This window comes from Mucilaginibacter sp. P4_A11 (assembly GCF_056402535.1).
This window is the reverse complement of sequence record NZ_JBFUHE010000001.1, coordinates 729,650-747,653: the sequence shown is the minus strand read 5'-3', so window position 1 is coordinate 747,653 and position 18,004 is coordinate 729,650. Positions and strand designations below refer to the sequence as shown.

At 41.2% G+C, this 18,004-nt stretch carries 14 protein-coding genes; 5 read left to right on the top strand and 9 right to left on the bottom strand.

Going from position 1 to position 18,004, the window contains the following annotated elements:
* Positions 1-184: 184 nt before the first annotated feature.
* The 3 genes from AC1DUD_RS03380 to AC1DUD_RS03370 form a co-directional block, all read right to left on the bottom strand.
* A complete protein-coding gene (locus tag AC1DUD_RS03380) occupies positions 185-1,417 on the bottom strand; it encodes a PepSY-associated TM helix domain-containing protein (protein WP_477371607.1) in 1,233 nt (410 codons plus the stop codon).
* Positions 1,418-1,473: 56 nt separating this feature from the next.
* The gene (locus AC1DUD_RS03375) at positions 1,474-3,939 is read right to left on the bottom strand and encodes a TonB-dependent siderophore receptor (protein ID WP_477371605.1); all 2,466 of its coding nucleotides are present in this window, start codon (positions 3,937-3,939) and stop codon (positions 1,474-1,476) included.
* A gap of 213 nt (positions 3,940-4,152) precedes the next feature.
* Positions 4,153-6,024: a CocE/NonD family hydrolase gene (locus AC1DUD_RS03370; RefSeq protein ID WP_477371603.1), complete on the bottom strand. Its 1,872-nt coding sequence runs from the start codon at positions 6,022-6,024 to the stop codon at positions 4,153-4,155.
* Positions 6,025-6,411: 387 nt separating this feature from the next.
* On the opposite strand from AC1DUD_RS03370, the gene AC1DUD_RS03365 reads away from it, so the two are divergent.
* The gene (locus tag AC1DUD_RS03365; protein WP_477371600.1) at positions 6,412-7,647 is read left to right on the top strand and encodes an endo-beta-N-acetylglucosaminidase H; all 1,236 of its coding nucleotides are present in this window, start codon (positions 6,412-6,414) and stop codon (positions 7,645-7,647) included.
* A 296-nt stretch (positions 7,648-7,943) separates the two neighbouring features.
* Here the strand turns inward: AC1DUD_RS03365 and AC1DUD_RS03360 are convergent, their stop codons facing one another.
* The 3 genes from AC1DUD_RS03360 to AC1DUD_RS03350 all read right to left on the bottom strand — a co-directional run bounded on the left by AC1DUD_RS03360 (position 7,944) and on the right by AC1DUD_RS03350 (position 10,184).
* Positions 7,944-8,378, bottom strand: coding sequence for an N-acetyltransferase family protein (locus AC1DUD_RS03360; protein ID WP_477371598.1), 435 nt, complete (start codon positions 8,376-8,378; stop codon positions 7,944-7,946).
* 79 nt (positions 8,379-8,457) lie between these two features.
* Positions 8,458-9,648 carry a phosphoglycerate kinase gene (locus tag AC1DUD_RS03355; protein ID WP_477371596.1) on the bottom strand — a complete coding sequence of 397 codons (1,191 nt, stop codon included), beginning with the start codon at positions 9,646-9,648 and terminating at the stop codon, positions 8,458-8,460.
* Between the two features lie 101 nt (positions 9,649-9,749).
* The gene (locus tag AC1DUD_RS03350) at positions 9,750-10,184 is read right to left on the bottom strand and encodes a GNAT family N-acetyltransferase (RefSeq protein ID WP_477371594.1); all 435 of its coding nucleotides are present in this window, start codon (positions 10,182-10,184) and stop codon (positions 9,750-9,752) included.
* A gap of 193 nt (positions 10,185-10,377) precedes the next feature.
* On the opposite strand from AC1DUD_RS03350, the gene AC1DUD_RS03345 reads away from it, so the two are divergent.
* Positions 10,378-11,007 carry a hypothetical protein gene (locus tag AC1DUD_RS03345; RefSeq protein WP_477371592.1) on the top strand — a complete coding sequence of 210 codons (630 nt, stop codon included), beginning with the start codon at positions 10,378-10,380 and terminating at the stop codon, positions 11,005-11,007.
* Between the two features lie 14 nt (positions 11,008-11,021).
* On the opposite strand, the gene gap is transcribed toward AC1DUD_RS03345, so the two are convergent.
* From gap to AC1DUD_RS03330, 3 genes are all read right to left on the bottom strand, one after another.
* A complete protein-coding gene (gene gap / locus AC1DUD_RS03340) occupies positions 11,022-12,029 on the bottom strand; it encodes a type I glyceraldehyde-3-phosphate dehydrogenase (RefSeq protein WP_477371590.1) in 1,008 nt (335 codons plus the stop codon).
* 90 nt (positions 12,030-12,119) lie between these two features.
* Positions 12,120-13,223 carry an MraY family glycosyltransferase gene (locus tag AC1DUD_RS03335; protein WP_477371587.1) on the bottom strand — a complete coding sequence of 368 codons (1,104 nt, stop codon included), beginning with the start codon at positions 13,221-13,223 and terminating at the stop codon, positions 12,120-12,122.
* Positions 13,224-13,302: 79 nt separating this feature from the next.
* Entirely contained in the window at positions 13,303-14,040 is a 738-nt protein-coding gene (locus AC1DUD_RS03330; protein ID WP_477371585.1) for a glycosyltransferase family 2 protein, read from the bottom strand.
* Positions 14,041-14,145: 105 nt separating this feature from the next.
* On the opposite strand from AC1DUD_RS03330, the gene AC1DUD_RS03325 reads away from it, so the two are divergent.
* The 3 genes from AC1DUD_RS03325 to AC1DUD_RS03315 are packed head-to-tail and all read left to right on the top strand — an operon-like array spanning position 14,146 to position 17,880.
* Positions 14,146-14,925 (top strand): polysaccharide biosynthesis/export family protein, encoded by a 780-nt coding sequence (locus tag AC1DUD_RS03325; protein WP_477371583.1) that lies wholly within the window; start codon positions 14,146-14,148, stop codon positions 14,923-14,925.
* The gene (locus AC1DUD_RS03320; protein WP_477371581.1) at positions 14,926-17,346 is read left to right on the top strand and encodes a GumC family protein; all 2,421 of its coding nucleotides are present in this window, start codon (positions 14,926-14,928) and stop codon (positions 17,344-17,346) included. It abuts the gene before it with no gap.
* A 36-nt stretch (positions 17,347-17,382) separates the two neighbouring features.
* On the top strand, positions 17,383-17,880 hold the full coding sequence (locus AC1DUD_RS03315; RefSeq protein ID WP_477371579.1) for a UpxY family transcription antiterminator: 498 nt from the start codon (positions 17,383-17,385) through the stop codon (positions 17,878-17,880).
* Positions 17,881-18,004: the final 124 nt, after the last annotated feature.

Here is an 18,004-nt window from a genome sequence, read left to right as displayed (position 1 = left end):
TGTAGCGCACCATTACTTTATTAAGTAGAAGGGCATCACTAAAAGGAGTGAAGTGCAGCAACATCAATATAACGTCATTGCGAGGCACGAAGCAATCCCAAACTATACAGGGTGAATCTGTTAATCGGGGATTGCTTCGTGCCTCGCAATGATGTGTCCTTATTGTATGCTTACACCTTCTTTCTTAAGCGACCTCAGTTGGCACAGCTCTACTCCTGCCTCTCACCGGTTTCTTCTTCGTTTTACCGATACGGTTAAGCCACATCATTACCCCGGTTACCGGGAAAATAAGCGAAACCAAAGTAATAAGAAAAGCTAAAATCTGTGTTGGCCAGCCGTAGATAGAACCGGTATGGATAGGCTTAATAACCCCTCTGATTCGCTGACCAAGGCTTTTATCAGCGTACAAAGCTGATCCGGCAACCTTGCCGCTGTACTGATCTACATAATAAACATCAGTAGCCAACTCAATTGAACCTTTTTTTAGAACGTTGAAAGTATAAACCGCTGCCGTATCTCGCGGGTAACGGATGGTATAATTTTCGGCATCGGTTATTTTATCACCTAATGCACTAACGGCCGCTTCTGGCGAAATAGCAGCAATACCCGGCTGATAAACAGAAAGCGGGGCCTTAACATCTTCTTTGGCAACAACCTTTGAACCGGTAAGGAAAAACAAAGTATTGTTTGCCCACTTAAAGGTCATTACCAGGCCCGAAGCAGAAATAATGATCAGGAATATAGAAGTATAAAAACCGGTAACGATGTGCAGGTCGTGCGTTAGGCGCTTACCACTGCCATCCCATTTTATTTTAAGCCGCTGCTTCATAATGGCTTTGGTTTTTGGCCACCAGAGTATTACACCAGTTATCAATATCACAAGGAAAAACAGTGTCGAAATACTGATCACCCAATCGCCCAGGCTATTCTTACCACCTAATAAATAGCGGTGAAACATCTCTACCGAATACAGGAACGTTTGCCTGCGGTTAAACTGTTCAACTATTTGACCGGTGTATGGATTTACAAAAGCAGTAAGATTTGAGCGCTCGGCATCTTTTGGCTTAGCACCCTTTTTATCATGTGCTCCGGCATGTTTTTCTGTTTTTGGCTTATCAGCCGGCTTTTTATCTTTCTTTTCAGGTACAATGAGGCCCACTTCTACCGTACGTGCCGGATCATCATATACCATTACTGTTGCCAGCTTTGATTTTGGGATCTGTTTCAACACCCCGGCAGTTAAATCAACAAGCGGCAACCTTTTATCCTGCGGTTTTACAAAATACCGCTGCGGATGCAACGACTGTTGAATTTCCTTTTCAAAAACCAGCATCGTGCCCGTTAAACACGAACAGAAAATGATTACCCCCGCTGCGAGGCTCAAATAAAGGTGAATGGTGCGGAAAAATACTTTCATTGGTTGGTATAAGCATAAAAACCGGGCATGTTGCCATGCCCGGTTATTTCAATTAATTAAAATTTATAACTCAACGTAGTTAAAAACTGTCTTGGCGGTATAGGATTAATACTATAGTTTTCGTGTACATTGTAATTAAGCACGTTACCTATGTTAGAAATCTTACCAATGATAGAGATCTTTTTATAAGTATAACCAACTGAAGCATCAACCGTGGTAAAGCCCGGTACATACACTAACTTTGACAACGTCTGAGCCTGACCTACTGTATTGGCATTACCCGCTACACGGTTGCCCAGGTAATAAACAGATGCGCCTACTTTGAATCCCTTTAAATCGCCGTTGTAAAAATTATAAAATATGCTTGTATTCGCGGTATGTTTTGGTGTATTCAGCAAAGGTTGCCCTGCTATGTTACTCCCCTGTGCGGTTCCTGTTTCAGTATATTTAGCATTAGTATAACTGTAACCTGCCAATATATCCAAACCTTTAACCGGATGACCGGCAATATCCAGTTCAACACCATCGCTTTTAGTTGCGCCGCTTAATACCTTAATGTTGGTATTGGTATTCGGCGTAACGCCATCTGCACCGAAGGGTGCCGGTTGGGCCAAGTTATTGTTTTTAATACGATAAGCCGTTACGTTTACCGACAAGTTACCATTCAGGAAATCGTTTTTCACCCCTATCTCATACTGATCGATCAGCGAGGGGTCAATAGGTTTACCACTCACATCGGAACCTGTATTTACAACAAACGAATTAGAGTAGCTGGCAAACAAAGCGGTATTGTCCAAAGGTTTGTAAACAAGCCCTACTCTGGGCGAAAAGGCTTTATCCTCTTTGCCGACAGCCTGCGCTAAGATAGCAAGCGGCGAATAACTGGTTACAGAGGTAGGCGAAATGTATTGGTAGGACCAGCGCAAACCTGCTAACACTTTAAATTTATCTGAAAGGCTGATGAGATCGTTAAAATAAGCACCAAAACGGTTTGTAGGTGTAAGGATGCTGTAAAACGGGTTCATCTGTGGTTTATCCGTACGGAGCGTGTATTTATTCAGATCGAAAATATTGATCTTATCATAAACGGCGTTTTGCGCGACACCGTTTTGATCAAGATAGCTCGATACTTTGTTGCTTAACGTTGCTACATATGTAAAGGCATTATTACGATACCAATCGGCATCAACACCAGCCAAAATATTATGTTTTATTGACCCTGTATTAAACTGACCGGTAATATTAAACTGACCTGTGTAATAATCTTCAAGCGTTTTAGCCCTGTTCAGGGTACGGCCCCAATCGCCATTGGCATCGGGTAACACACGCTCGGTTGTTTGGTATGAGCGGTTGAAATGCTGGTATGAAAAACCGCCGCTTAACTGCCAAAGACTATTGAGCTGATGATTGATAGTTGCTGTAGCCGTAGTTTGTTTGGTGTTACCAGTTGACCATGACGCACCTAAATACCTGTTACGCGGAACTTTGGCAATAACATTATTGATTTGCCCGGTTCCGAAATCGGGGGTAAAGTCATAGTTCAGATAATCGCCTTCAACAATTAAGGTTGTTTTATCGCTTATTTTGTACAGGAATGAAGGGTTAATGTATTCCCTTTCTGACTTTACATTATCGCGGTAGCTTTTGGCATTTTCATAGGTACCATTTACGCGATAAGCTAATTTGGAAGATATAGGGCCATAAACATCAAACGACGGGCGGTAAAGATCATAGCTGCCATAGGTCATTGACACCGAGCCGCCCTGCTCAAATAAAGGCTTTTTGGTTACCATATTCAGGATACCGCCGGGGGCAACGTTTCCGTATAATAAAGCAGCACTGCCTTTTAATACTTCTACACGCTCCAGTGAGCTGATCTCCGGCACAACGCCCGAGTTAACCCTGAAACCGTTTTTAAACATGTTGTTACTTCCAAAATTATAGCCACGGGCACCAAAGGTTTCCTGGGTATTGCCACGGCTGCTGTATAAATACACGCCGTTCACATTCTTGATAACATCACTTAAACGTAGTGATTGTTGCTGGTCAAGCACGTCACGACCTATTACAGTAACGCTCTGGGGCAGGTCCATTGGCGAAACGTTCATTTTGCCGATGTTTAACTTTTTACGGTTAATGGTTTTGGTTGAAGAAACTACAACCTCATCTAACTGGGCCGAGCTTTCATTAAGCTTAAAGGATACAACAGTTGTTTTATTTGCTGAAACTGTTACCGTTTGCTCTTCGGTTTTTGTACCAACGTATGAGGTAACCAGGGTATAAGTACCCGGTTTAACGTTATGGAAAGCAAATGATCCGTTATCAGTTGTGGTAGTACTTTTATTTAATCCTTTAATGGCAACATTTACAAACGAAGCCGGTTTATCATCGCTGGTTTTAACAACACCGGTTATTTTGCCGTTATTGCCTTCGTCATCAGCTTTAAGGATCAACGTATTTGAAAACAGGAATAAAATTAAAAAAGGGATAATGCGCAGGGAATAGTAAAGGTTATTCAACATTCTATTTAGATTAAGTCTAATTAAGCGCAAAAGTATAAAAAGACTTTTTATCTGCAAGTTTTATTTATAATTAGTTTAAATAAGACGCTGGATGTTAATTCAAAAACAAAGGAGGCTGTCCTTTGGGAACAGCCTCCTTTGTTTTTGGTTTCTTTGATCTTTGCAGTCAGCACATATCATTAGATATAACAAACAGATCTAAATCGCTTCATACTATTCAATCACCCTTACCTTTAAATAACTCGGACTTGTTTTTGAAGTATAAACTTTATGCGTAGCCTTTTTAAAATCAGTGTCTTTAGCTTTCATGATATCCTGAAACTGTTGCGTGTTCCTGTCGATAAGCGGGAACCAGGTACTTTGTACCTGCACCATCATTCGGTGCCCCTTTTTGAAGGTGTGCAGCACATCCTGTAATTCAAAGTTTACCGGGGTTACTTTACCGGGCACAAAAGGCTCAGGTTTATCAAAGCCATTACGGAACTTGCCGCGCATAGCCTCACTGCGTACCATTTGCTGGTAACCACTCAGGTACACATCCTTGCCTGCCCATTTTGTATTTTTGGTAGAATCGGGATAAACATCTATCACTTTAACCACCCAGTCGGCATCGGTACCTGTTGTTGATACCTTAAGGTTGGCCCAGATATTACCGGCAATGGTTACGTCATTATCTAAAACATCAGTTTGATAAGTAAGCACATCCGGACGCTGCGAAGCAAAACGCTGATCGGCAGTCATGTATTCGCGTTTCATATCCATATCAATGCTGTTGATAAAAGGCACCGGCTTATTAGGATCAGATACAAACTCATCAAAAGTATTGGCAACGGTTGCAGGAGTCGTGAAAGATAATTTACCTCCCGGCAACAGGTACAAGTTCTTTTCTGTCGATTCTTTTGGCGGCCAGGTATTATAGGTTTTCCATTGGTTAACACCGGTTTCAAAAGTTGATATTGGTTTCAGGTCGAAATCAGCCGTGCCTTTTAAATAATGGCTAAAGAAACTGAACTCAATTTTCTCGCGGTAGAAGGGGCCTGTAGGGCCGCCAAAGCCAACATCGCCCAGGTGATCGCCATCCCCGCGAGCCCAGCCGCCGTGCACCCAAGGGCCCATAGCAAAATAAACCGGGGTTTTAGGATTTTCTTTTACCAGGGTTTTATAGGTATTGATAGCGCCATAAAGATCTTCGGCATCATACCAACCGCCGGTTACCAGTACCGCTGTTTTAATATCATGCAAATGATAAAGTACATTACGGTCTTTCCAGTGCTGATCATAGTTAGGGTGGTCAAGCATTTCGTTCCACAGGCGGATGGTGTCCTTATAATATTTATCGTTTGTATTTTTTACAGAGCCCATCTTCAGGAAAAAGTCGTAGCCGTCTTCGGTACCCGCGTCAAAGCCTTTACCACGCCGTTGGGTTGGTTTATCATCCTGCCTGTTGGTAAAGCCAGGGTAAAAACCAAAGTTGGCTACCAGCATAAACGCGCCGTTATGAAAAGCGTCATCACGATACAAATCAGCAATCGGGGCCTGCGGCGATGCAGCTACCAACGCCGGGTGACGGCTTAATAAAGCAGTGGTGGTATAAAAGCCGGGATATGAAATTCCCCATACCCCTACCTTGCCGTTGTTATTGGGAATGTTTTTCAGCAGCCAATCTATAGTATCATAAGTATCAGTGCCCTCGTCAACATCTTTATTAGTTTTATGATCTTCCTTTTCCGGGGTCATTTCCTCATAAATACCTTCGCTCATCCAGCGTCCGCGCACATCCTGGTAAACAAAAATATAACCATCATGCGCAAATAGCGACGACGGGCCAAGGCTGCCTTTGTAAAGTTCGGTACCATACGGCGCAACACTGTATGGGGTCCTGTCCATCATGAAAGGATATTTTTTTGATTGATCCTTTGGCACGTATACCGATGTGAACAGCTTTTTGCCATCCCGCATCGGGATCTGATATTCATATTTCTGGTAATTGGCCCTGATATAATCAGCATCAGGCGCTTTGGATTGCGCGTAAATACCCGATGCCGAAAGCAAAAGGCAGAAAAGTAAAAGTAAATTTTTCTTCATAAAATTTTTGTCAGTCAAATCAAATGTAACCGAATAAAACAAAATGGGCAACTAACTACATTGCTATTTAACAAAAGCCTCCTTTTTGTTACAGAATAATGGTTTTTGTTATAATTAAAATTAACTGCAAAAAACACCTTTATTAACCCTGGAAAATTTTTATAAAATAATAATTAAAACCTGTAAGCATTTATACTCGTTTAATGGTCTATTACCTTGACCGATATAATGCCGGAGCGAGGACCTAAGCGCCCGGTAACCTAAATATTTAAACAGTTTTTATGAGATAGTAATTATCCCCTGGCTATGCCATGGGCTGGCTTTACACAAACCCATTGCGCTAAAACAATTTACTTTTTATAAACAATTTAACAAAAAACAACAATTATGAGAACAAACTTCAATTTGCCCCTTGCAAAAACACTGATCGTGTTATTCGGTGCTGTGCTGCTCATTACCTCTGCCTGTAAAAAGGAAAAAGCGCCCCTCCCCACCGATGCCGGCAGTAACACTCCATCAAAATTAGGCACCAACGCTATAGGCGTAGCCGGGCCAAAAGGAGTTTGCTATGTGGAAGTAAACAACAATGATATCCGCAACGTGGGCAATTATACATTATCGACAGGGCAGCAACTTTTTGATATCGCTATCATATTTGCCGCAAACATCAACTACAACACCACAACCCAAAAGGCCGAACTATTTTTTAATCCGCAGGTTACCAATGTGCTCAACAATAAGGCAACCTATATCCAAACTTTACAGGCTAAAGGCATTAAGGTATTGTTGTCAATTTTAGGCAACCACCAGGGGGCGGGCATCAGCAATTTCCCAACCCAGGCAGCAGCAAATGATTATGCCCAGTTGCTGAGCAACGCCGTTACCACTTACGGGCTGGACGGTATCGATTTTGATGATGAATATGCCGATTATGGCACCAATGGCACCGGTCAGCCTAACTCGAGCTCGTTTGTTTACCTGGTTACCGCGCTTCGCACCCTGATGCCAACCAAAATAATTTCGTTTTATTTTTATGGCCCTGCAGCATCACGATTGAGCTTTAACGGCGTAACTGTAGGTTCAAAGGTTGACTATAGCTGGAATGCTATTTATGGCACTTATTCTGTCCCTAACGTACCGGGGCTTGCCGCTTCCAACCTTGGCCCTGCGGCTATTGATATTCAAAGCACCAGTTCTTCAACCGCAGCGTCACTGGCTACTCAAACGGTAAATAACAACTATGGCATTTACCTATATTACAACCTGCCAAATGCCGATTCACACACTTACCTCACAAGTGTATCTAATAAGCTGTATGGTAAGGCAACGGTGTTCAACTCGGGTACAAGTACTACCGGGGTTACTTTTTACCAGGATATCAATTATGGTGGCACAGTTACAAGCGCCATCCCTAAAGGAACCTATACCCTTGCCCAATTACAAGCTTATGGCTTTGTTGATAACTGGGCTTCATCAGCAAAAATTCCGACGGGTTGGACAGTTACTATGTATTCAAATGATAACTCAGCAGGCACAACCTGGACAAGGACTTCAAACACACCTAATTTTACCACGCTATCGCCTAATGCTAATGATGTGGTGACTTCGGTGAAAATTCAATAAAATATAATGAGGCTGTATCATAATCATGATCAGCCTCATATTTTGACTTATTCAGATACTTAAGCGATATATAGTTTTGGGTTGGATTGACTCTACTTAAAAAAAGGGGGGTTAACAGGGTTAACACAACGCAGGGCTAACATTTACTTATATATCTAATAATCAATTAGTTGATATCTACTTTCTCAAAAAACATGTTAACCCCCTTTTTGTATAAATATTATAGGCTAAATTTCAATTTACAGATAACACAACACCGTGGAGTGGTGAATTTGACTTATGATAAGCATCATTATTTATATGCTACGCTGCATTAAGAAATAATCTCCCAAAGTATCGCTCCCCTCACCTATCACTTCCCAATTCAAAGCACGATAAAATTGAACCGCCGCCTCATTCTTAACAAGACATTTTAAACTAAGTGAGGCTGGGTAAATTTGAGCCGCCAAAGTAAGCAGTGCCTTACCAATACCTTTTCCTCTGTATTCGGTATCAATATATAAATGATGAATAAAAACATCAGGGGGCCATACAGCCATAAACCCTGTTATCTTATTGTCGCAAGTTGCTACCCAGATCTCTTCTTCCCGCGTGTGGATGTCAAAATCATCGATATCAAACTGTTCACTATCGCACCAATAAAATGTTTGTATCCGGCAAAGAAGATAGATTTCCCGGAGCCGCTCCCTATCGGTTTCAACGCATGGACGGATAGTTATGTTAGTTTTCAAATGGATATATTAATACCTACTCAACGCAAAAAAGGCCCGGCTGTTCATCAACCGGACCTTTTTAATATTTTGATAACGATTACTCGTTTATCGCTTTTACACCAGGTAATTCTTTACCTTCCATGTATTCAAGCAAAGCGCCACCACCGGTTGACACGTAGCTCACCTCATCGGTCATACCAAATTTGGCTACTGCCGCGGCAGAGTCACCACCGCCTATCAGCGAGAAAGCACCATTTTCTGTGGCTTTAGCTACTGCTTCGGCTATGGCTTTGGTTCCGCCTAAAAATTTCTCCATTTCAAATACTCCCATAGGGCCGTTCCATAAAATGGTTTTTGATTCTTCAACTACCTTGCTGAATAAAGCAACGGTTTCAGGACCGATATCAAGGCCCATCCAGTTATCTTTTATTTCGCCTGTTTTAGCTACATCAGTATTGGCATTGTTTGAAAATGCATCGGCTATGATATTATCTAAAGGCAACAATAGGTTTACACCCTTTTCTTTAGCTTTTTGCCTCAGGCTAATCGCCAAATCGAGTTTATCAATCTCAACTAATGAAGTACCGATGTTACCACCGTCTGCTTTAGCAAAGGTATAAGCCATACCACCACCGATGATCAGGTTATCAACTTTATCAAGCAGTTTTTCAATAAGCTCTATTTTATCAGAAACCTTTGACCCACCCATAATAGCAGTAAAAGGCTTAGGTGCATTGTTCAGTATCTTTTCAGCGTTATTTAATTCTGCTGCCATCAGGTAACCAAAGTATTTTGCATCAGGGAAAAACTGAGCAATGATAGCGGTTGAAGCGTGAGCACGGTGAGCAGTGCCGAAAGCATCATTCACGTAAACATCGCCTAACTTTGATAGTTTCTCAGCAAAAGCAACATCGCCTTTTTCTTCTTCTTTATAAAAACGAAGGTTCTCTAATAATAAAACCTCGCCGTTACCAAGTGCTTTTGCTTTTTCAACAGCTTGCTCACCAATACAATCATCGGCAAACTGAACCTGCTGACCAAGCAGATCAGACAAATGAGACACAATATGTTTTAATGAATATTTTTCTGTAGGGCCATCTTTCGGTCTGCCTAAGTGCGACATCAGGATAACTTTACCGCCATCTTTTAGTATTTTTTTTATGGTTGGCAAAGCTGCCGTCATGCGGTTATCATCGGTAATATTGTAATTCTCGTCAAGAGGCACGTTAAAATCCACCCTGATGAGGGCTTTTTTGCCGGCAAAACTAATTTGATCTACTGTTTTCATATCTATTAAAGGGTCATTTGTTATGAACGGGCGCAAATTGAACATTTTAATTCAAAATACTTAACGAAAAAGGAAAAAAGCTGTTTCAATCCGCCAAAACTTCATCTTATTTTAACATACATTACATGGTGAGGACCTATCCCCGGAACCTCAAATTCAGGCGAAACGATCTCGAAACCAAGGCTGCTATAAAAGCGTACAGCTTTTTTACGGGCGTTGCACCACAGATAATCTGCTTTTTGTCCGCGCAGATATACCAGTGCAAAATTAACCAGCAGGTTACCGAAGCCTTGCCCCCGGTATTTTTCGATTGTTGCCATGCCCCGCAGCTGGTAGCCGATACCGCCAAATTCGCCATAGCTTTGAGGGTGAAACGAAGCAATACAAGTTAGCTCGTCATCAACAAAATAACCAAGGTGAAAATTACCTTCATTATTGTCTGATGGAAAACGGCATTCATCCAGCGTGAGTTTCCCTTCACGAAGCACCTCATTACGCACGTGCAACAGCTCATCAACTTTTATAAACCTGATCATGCCTGCAAAATTGGAAAAATTCCCGGAATGGGGAATTTTAATCCCATCAAATTAATAACCACTGGTTAATGTTTCGTTAAGCAACCTGCCTGCCCTAACTCCCAATTAAAAGGGTTTGCCTATTACTTACTATTAAACATATAAGGAGTAAGGCACAGTTGTTGCCAAAAGAGTAGAAACACAGAATATAAAAATGAAAAAAATCTTTACCTGCATACTTATCGCAACCACACTTTTCAGTTGTAAAAAAACAGATATAGTTTCTGAAATAATGAAAGGAAACAATGGTACAAACACGGGTACCAATACTGGCACAAATACAGATACAAGCACCGGCACAACAACAGCTTCGGTAAAACTTGATATTCCCGACCAGGTTGTATACACCAGGGTAAGCAACGACACGCTTTATTTAAATTATACCGAAACTGCTAATTTGATCTTAAATTCAGCTGACTATCAAAAATCATCGGCTGTGCATTTTAAAGAAGATTTTTCAAAATCAGGTTTGGCTAAGTTTGATTTTACAACTATTAATAAAGATAAACAGGTAGCGACCAACTATCTTGATGACAACCTGAACAATGTGGTTATCAAATCGGCCTCAACGTTAACAATTGATGGTAAACAATTTACTAAGCTGGTGCTTGAGCGGGCTATAACATTTTCAAAAGCATATAAACAGCATGATCTTGCAGTTGAATCTCAAAACCAGATTTTAACACTAACTAAGGATGTGATCAGCTTTTCGACATATTATTATACTAACGGCAAAAATACAGACACGACGTCGGCCACTGCTAATGTGGTATATAGAAAATAATTTGTGCAGCCGGCTTAGGCCGGCTGTTTTTTTAGTTCGGCAATCTGAATAACCAGGTCAGCCAACCTGCTGCTGTACCCCATCTCATTATCATACCAGCCAACAACTTTTACAAGCCCGCCCACTATGGACGTTAGCTGCGCGTCAAAAATGCAGCTATGCGGGTTATCCAATATATCGGTTGATACAATAGGATCTTCAGTATATTCCAATACATTTTTCATAGGCCCATCGGCAGCTTGCTTAAAAGCTTCATTAATTTGGGCTATGGTGGGCTGCTTTTTAAGGCTGCAGGTAAAATCTGTTAATGAGCCGTTAAGTACCGGCACACGGATCCCCGCACCACCCAGCCGGCCTTCCAAATGCGGAAATATATTGGTAATAGCCTTGGCGGCACCTGTGGTGGTTGGTATAATTGAAGCCGATGCAGCCCTTGCCCGTCTCAGGTCTTTATGAGGAGCGTCATGCAGGTTCTGATCGCCGGTCATGGAATGTACGGTGGTAATATAGCCATCAATGATGCCCCAGTTTTCGTCCAGTATTTTCACCATTGCGGCAACATTATTAGTTGTGCATGATGCATTTGATAATATAGGAGATTGCAGGTCAACCTGCCCGTCATTCACAGCAAGTACAACCGTTGGAACATTCTTGTCGGCTGATGGTGCCGATATAATAACCTGCCGTGCGCCGGCCGTTAAATGAGCTTCGGCACCTTGCATTGAGGTAAATTTACCAGTTGATTCTATTACAATATCAATATCGAGGGCCTTCCAGGGCAGTCTAAGCGGATCGCGTTCAGCAAATACATGTATGCGGTTGCCGTTTATAGCAAGGCTGTTATCATCAAAATCCACAGTGCCTTTAAAACCGCGGTGAACAGAGTCATACTTAAATAAATGCGCAAGGGTTTGCGTGTCGGTAAGGTCATTTATAGCTACCACCTGTATTTCGGGATGCGATAAAATATTCCTTAAAAATATGCGGCCAATGCGGCCAAACCCATTTATAGCTATCTTCATTGTATGCTGAAATAAAGCATCAAAGTTAATGAAGATGGATGGTTAATTTGTTGATTTACTTTATTACTACCTGCAGGTTACAATTGGTTATCAATCGCCAAAATTGCGGACTACCATGGCTTCGCGCTTTTTTGACCGGATAAAATAAGTGATCATCCCGTTAAATGATATCGACAGCAAAAATATAAGGACAATAAGCCAAGAATTATTTAAACTACTAAATACCAGTACCATTACTATGGAAACAAGATTAAGGCAGGCCAAAACAAGGGTAGTTTGTAAATGTGTTAAGCCCATTTTTAACATACGATGGTGAATATGGTTCCTGTCGGCATCGAAAGGGGATTTTCCGTTTAAAATACGGATGGTGAAAACCCTGAGCGTATCAAAAACAGGGCCTATGAGTATTGCTACAATAAGTGCCGGGGCTGTATATATGAATGGCATTTTAACAGTCGAAACTTTACTTAACTCAATAAATTTAATAGCCATTACTGCCGATACCAGGCCAATGAGCAGAGCGCCTGTATCGCCCATAAATATTTTAGCAGGGGTTATGTTAAAACGTAAAAAACCGACTACAGCTCCAACCATAGCAAGCGAAATTGCTGCAAGCTCATACTGTTTCATATAAATAAAAAGTGCCGCGAAGGTACTATTGGCAATGATGCCAGTGGTTGCTGCAAGGCCATCAATACCGTCAATAAGGTTAAACGAATTGATGATAAGCATAATAACCAGTATTGACAATATTACGCTGGGGATATACGGCAGAGCCGAAATATCAAAAACCCCGTACATACTGCTGATCCGGATATCTCCGGGGATAACGAGTATGGCGGCCACCACAAACTGGATCATGAATTTAGTACTGGAATTAACCCCCGAAAGGTCGTCCTTTAAACCCATTGCAAATAAAATAATACACGCAGTAAGAAGATAGCTGATAGGCAGCGATTTATCAATAATACTAAATAACAAAGCAGTAATAGTAAAGCTTACAAAAATAGCTACACCACCTAAACGTGGGATACCATGGTCGTGCTGTTTCCTGAAATGGCCAACATCATCATATAAATGGCGGGCACGTGCAACATGTAAAATGGAGGGAATACAAAGTGACGTTACCAGGGTTGAAAATACAACAATCAGCAAATTATAAACAAAATGATAAGAGCGTAGAAATTCAAGCATATGCTATAAATGTGTTAGTTATCTGCCTGTTCATTTATAAAGGTTTATACGGCTACCGCCATAAAAGGTTAACTAAAAATTAAAGAAATTGAAAAATCTTTCTCAGGGGTTTCAGCAAAATTGTTAAAGCAGGTAAAAAAAAATTATTTTCACGCATTGCTTTCAAATCAAACGACCATGCCTTAACCCGGTTTGTTAAATTACTGTTACTCACCCCACCAACCTGCATTTTAACCATAACCTTGTTAAGATGCAAGCTCCCTACCTGCCACTTATGCATAAGTCTTGCCATGAATTCGTAATCAGCTGCAGAACCATATTCAAGGCTATAAAAACCATATTTTTCAAACAAATTACGTTTACAATAGAAGGTAGGGTGCGGGGGCATAAAACCCCATTGAAAGGAATTTTTTCCACAGGTGTGACTTTCCCATTTACGGATAATTTTTCCTGCAGCATTTATATAATCAAGGTTTCCGTAAACGATCCCGGCATCGCTGTTTGAAAAGGCCTGAGCCACTGCTGATATAACTTCCTGATCTACAAAAAAATCATCGGCATTAAGCATCCCCACAATTTCGCCTGTTGACAAACGGATTCCCTTATTCATGGCATCATAAATGCCCTGATCCGGTTCGGATACTAAAACTTTGATGTGCGATTTGTACTGGTCAATTATTTGCAGAGAGCCATCAACCGAGCCGCCATCAATTACAATATACTCAATGTTACTGTAGTTCTGGCTGATGACAGATTCGATACATTTTTTAATGGTATCCCGGGCATTATAAACGATAGTGATAACTGATATCTTCAACCTTGCAACTTTGGGAAAAATACAACGTATTAATAGCCGAAATTATGTAATTTTGACCTTGAGGCCTAATTATATTAAATATAACGTGGAACTTTATAGCTGAACATGCGCAATTATATACCTTCTTGCCTGATTATCGGGATCCTTTTTTTACTAACCTCCTGCTCAAGCAAACAATATCAATATCTTTTTGAACAAAAAAACATTACTGATACCGCGTCAAAAGGAAGCGATGTTACCACCGGCCCATACCGCATCAAAGCTCAGGATATACTACAGATCAGAAACCTGCAAAGCATTAAGTATATAGTTGATGAAACTCCATCTAACGCTGGCGGCGGTGGAAGCGGAAGCGGCAATACCGGGCAAACCTTCCAGGTTGATGACGACGGTACCGTTGCCCTGCCAGCTATTGGCCACATAAAAGTTGCCGGTCTTACCCGCCCCCAAGCAGCAAAACAAATTGAGGAGCTTTATCGTAAAAATCTGCTAAAAGACCCCATCATTGAACTAAAGATAGTTAACCTTAAGGTAACCATACTTGGCGAGATAAAAGGACAGGGAAATTATACATTAACAAAAGACAGGACCACTTTGGTTGAATTGATTGGTGAAGCCGGCGGCCTTACAGATAAGGCTAATGAAGCAAATGTAAAAATAATACGGGGCGACCAGAAAAACCCACAGGTTACAGAAATTAACCTCCGGGATATCCAATCAATTAATGATCCCCGGGCCGTACTTCAAAGCGGTGATGTTATTTATATAGCACAAAACAAACGCGCTGTACGCAACGATAAATTGCAGAACTTGTCGGTAATAACCCAGCCTGTGTTATTACTGCTCAATACTGCTTTAATTATTTTTACGCTTTCTCATCGGTAAATGGAAGAGTTAGAAAAAGTACAAAGAAAGCTGCCCAACCAGGAAATTGATTATTTTAAGATAGGCAAGATACTATTCAGCCGTTGGTATTGGATATTGGCATCAGTTGCTATTACTTCGGCTATCTCCTACACCTATTTGTGGTATACCCCTAAAACATATGCCACAGGTGGTACTTTAAAAGTAGAGGAAAAAAAATCAGAGATCTCTGACATCATTAGTGTGATGACCACGCCCGAACGCGGGCCGTCAAAAATTCAAAGCATTACTTCGGTGTTAACCAGCCGTACCCTCATTCTTACGGCAATAAAAGATCTTGACTATCGCATCAGTTTTTATATTTCGGGCCGGGTGCGTACCTCCGAGACCTATCCGCAAAAACCGCTTGATATTGGCCTGGTAAAGTTTGATAGCCTTAACTTTTTCCGTAGCCTGATAACTTTTAAACCGGTTAACCCACAAACCTTCAATCTTACCTATAACATCAATGGTAAGGAGAACCAAAACAACTACAATTATGGAAGCCTTGTAACTATAGGCAATACCAGTTTCCGGATAAAATACCCGGGCGTAATTCCGTCCAAAACAATTTATTTGTTTAAGTTCAATACTCCCGAAGATTTTGTTGGCCGGGTACAAGGTAATTTATACGCGGGTGAAACAGCAAAAAACTCAAATATAATTGCCATTCAGCAAACAGATTCAAATCCTCAATTTGCTGCTGATGTACTCAATGCCATCATGAATGAATATGTGATTTTTGACCGGAACCAAAAAGCCCAGTCGGCCTCACAAATGATCGACTTTATTGACAGCCAGCTGGATTATCTGTCAACAGAAGTAAAAGGTTCTGAAAGCTCAATAGAAAAATACAAGAAAAAATCTAAGATCCTTGATGTAGCATCGGCCTCAACCACATCGGCAACCAAAGCAGCCGAGCTTGAATCAAACAAATCATTATTAAAAATACAACTAATAGCGCTCGACCAGCTTAGTAGTCAAATAGCTAAGGAAAAAAACAACGTAACCTTAAACTTTAATGTTGGCAGCGCCAATCTTCCGTCGTTAGAGACTCTGGTAGCCCGCCTGGACAACCTGATCACCGAGCGGGCCAGTTTACTAACTACTTATAATCCCGATTCGCAGCCTATCCAAAATATTAATCAAAGCATTATTCAAATTAAAACCACTGCTTTAAACAATATAAAACAGATCCGGTCCGGAATTGAAAAAAACATCCAATATCTTGATAGTCAGCTCGGGCAGGTTAACTCAACTATAGCAGCCCTTCCTGCTGCCCAACGCGATATGGTGAGCCTGCAGCGTGACTTTGACATTAATGACAAGGTATACTCCTTTCTATCCGAAAAAAAGCTGGAAGCCCAGATCAGCCGTGCAGGGATCTTACCGGGCGCAACTATTATTGAGCTGGCACAGCCAAACTTTAACCCGGTTTCACCCAATGAACATAGCATCCACCGCACAGCAACTATTTTAGGGCTGGCTATAGGCTTAGGCCTTATCATACTTATCAGGGTACTAAACCCCTATATTTATGATAAGGAAACTATTGAAAGCCTTACCAGCATACCTATACTGGGTGTTATCAGAAGATTTCCTGATGCACTTGATGAAAGCAGCGAACAGATCCTGGCTATCAGCAAGCCCAAATCAATTTTTGCCGAATCGGTTCGTTCCGTACGTACCAACCTCAGCTTCCTTTCGTCAGAGAAAGCAAGCAAGGTCATTTGTATAACCTCGGAGGTCGCGGGTGAAGGCAAATCTTTTGTAGCTGTAAATTTATCAAGTACACTATCTCTTATTGACAAAAAGGTAATACTAATAGGGGCCGATTTACGACGTTCAAGATTGCACAAAACGTTTCATGTAGCCAACGATATTGGCTTAACCAATTACCTGGCCCACCAAACAGAAATTGATGATATCATTCATCATTCCGATCAGGAAAACCTCGATTTTATAGTTTCGGGCCCGGTACCGCCCAACCCGTCAGAGCTATTGCACAGTAAAAGAATGGGCCTTTTAATTGAAACACTTAAAACAAAGTACGATGTAGTGATGATTGATACCGCGCCGATTGGCCTGGTATCAGATGCTATACCGCTTATTAGGGTAAGTGATATCAATGTTTTCGTGATCCGGTCGGGCAAATCAAAATATTATGCCGCAACAGTGCCGCAACGCATTGCACAGGAATATCACCTGGATAATACAGTAATAGTTTTAAATGCCTTTGAAGAAGATTTGCTGCATTCAAGATATTACACCACCAAGTTTACCGGCGAAAATGCAGGCTCACGCTATTACTATTATTCAGACTACAGCGGCTATGAAGGTTCGGGCTATTACCTTGACGATGAAAAGAAAAAATGGTGGAATTTAAAACGATGGTTTAAATAAACAAGTTTATTTAAAAGGATTGTTACTAAAATTAATATGGCAGTAAACAAATGGTACCCGGTTTACACCAACCCACGAGCCGAAAAAAAAGCGTATGAAGCATTAATGAGCAAAGGCATTAATGTTTACCTGCCCCTGCACCGTCAGCTTAAACAATGGAGCGACCGCAGGAAATGGGTTGAGGAACCGTTTTTAAAATCGTACCTGTTTGTACATATTGCCGAACAAGAGCAGGCCGAAGTATTAATGACCAAGGGGATTTCGCGGTTCCTTTATTTTTCGGGCAAGCCCGCCGTTATGCCCGATAAACAGATCCATGAACTTAAATTACTCATGGCAAGCCCGTATGAATTGGAGATAACCGAAGAGGACCTGCAACCGGGCGAAAAGATCAAGATCAGGGCTGGCGCTTTAAAAGGGATGACGGGCGAAATTGTATCGCTCAGATCACAAAAACAACTGATATTACGCCTGGAAAGCATTGGTTATTCCATTATTGTTAACGTTGCTGCATCGCTCATTGAGCGGTTTTAAAATAAAAGGAAGTGTTTTGAGCGACAGATAATATTTCATTATTTGCGTCCGAAATCCACTAAATATCCGGCTTATGCCATGCAACATAAGTCGCTAATAATTAATAAGTTACAAACAATAAATG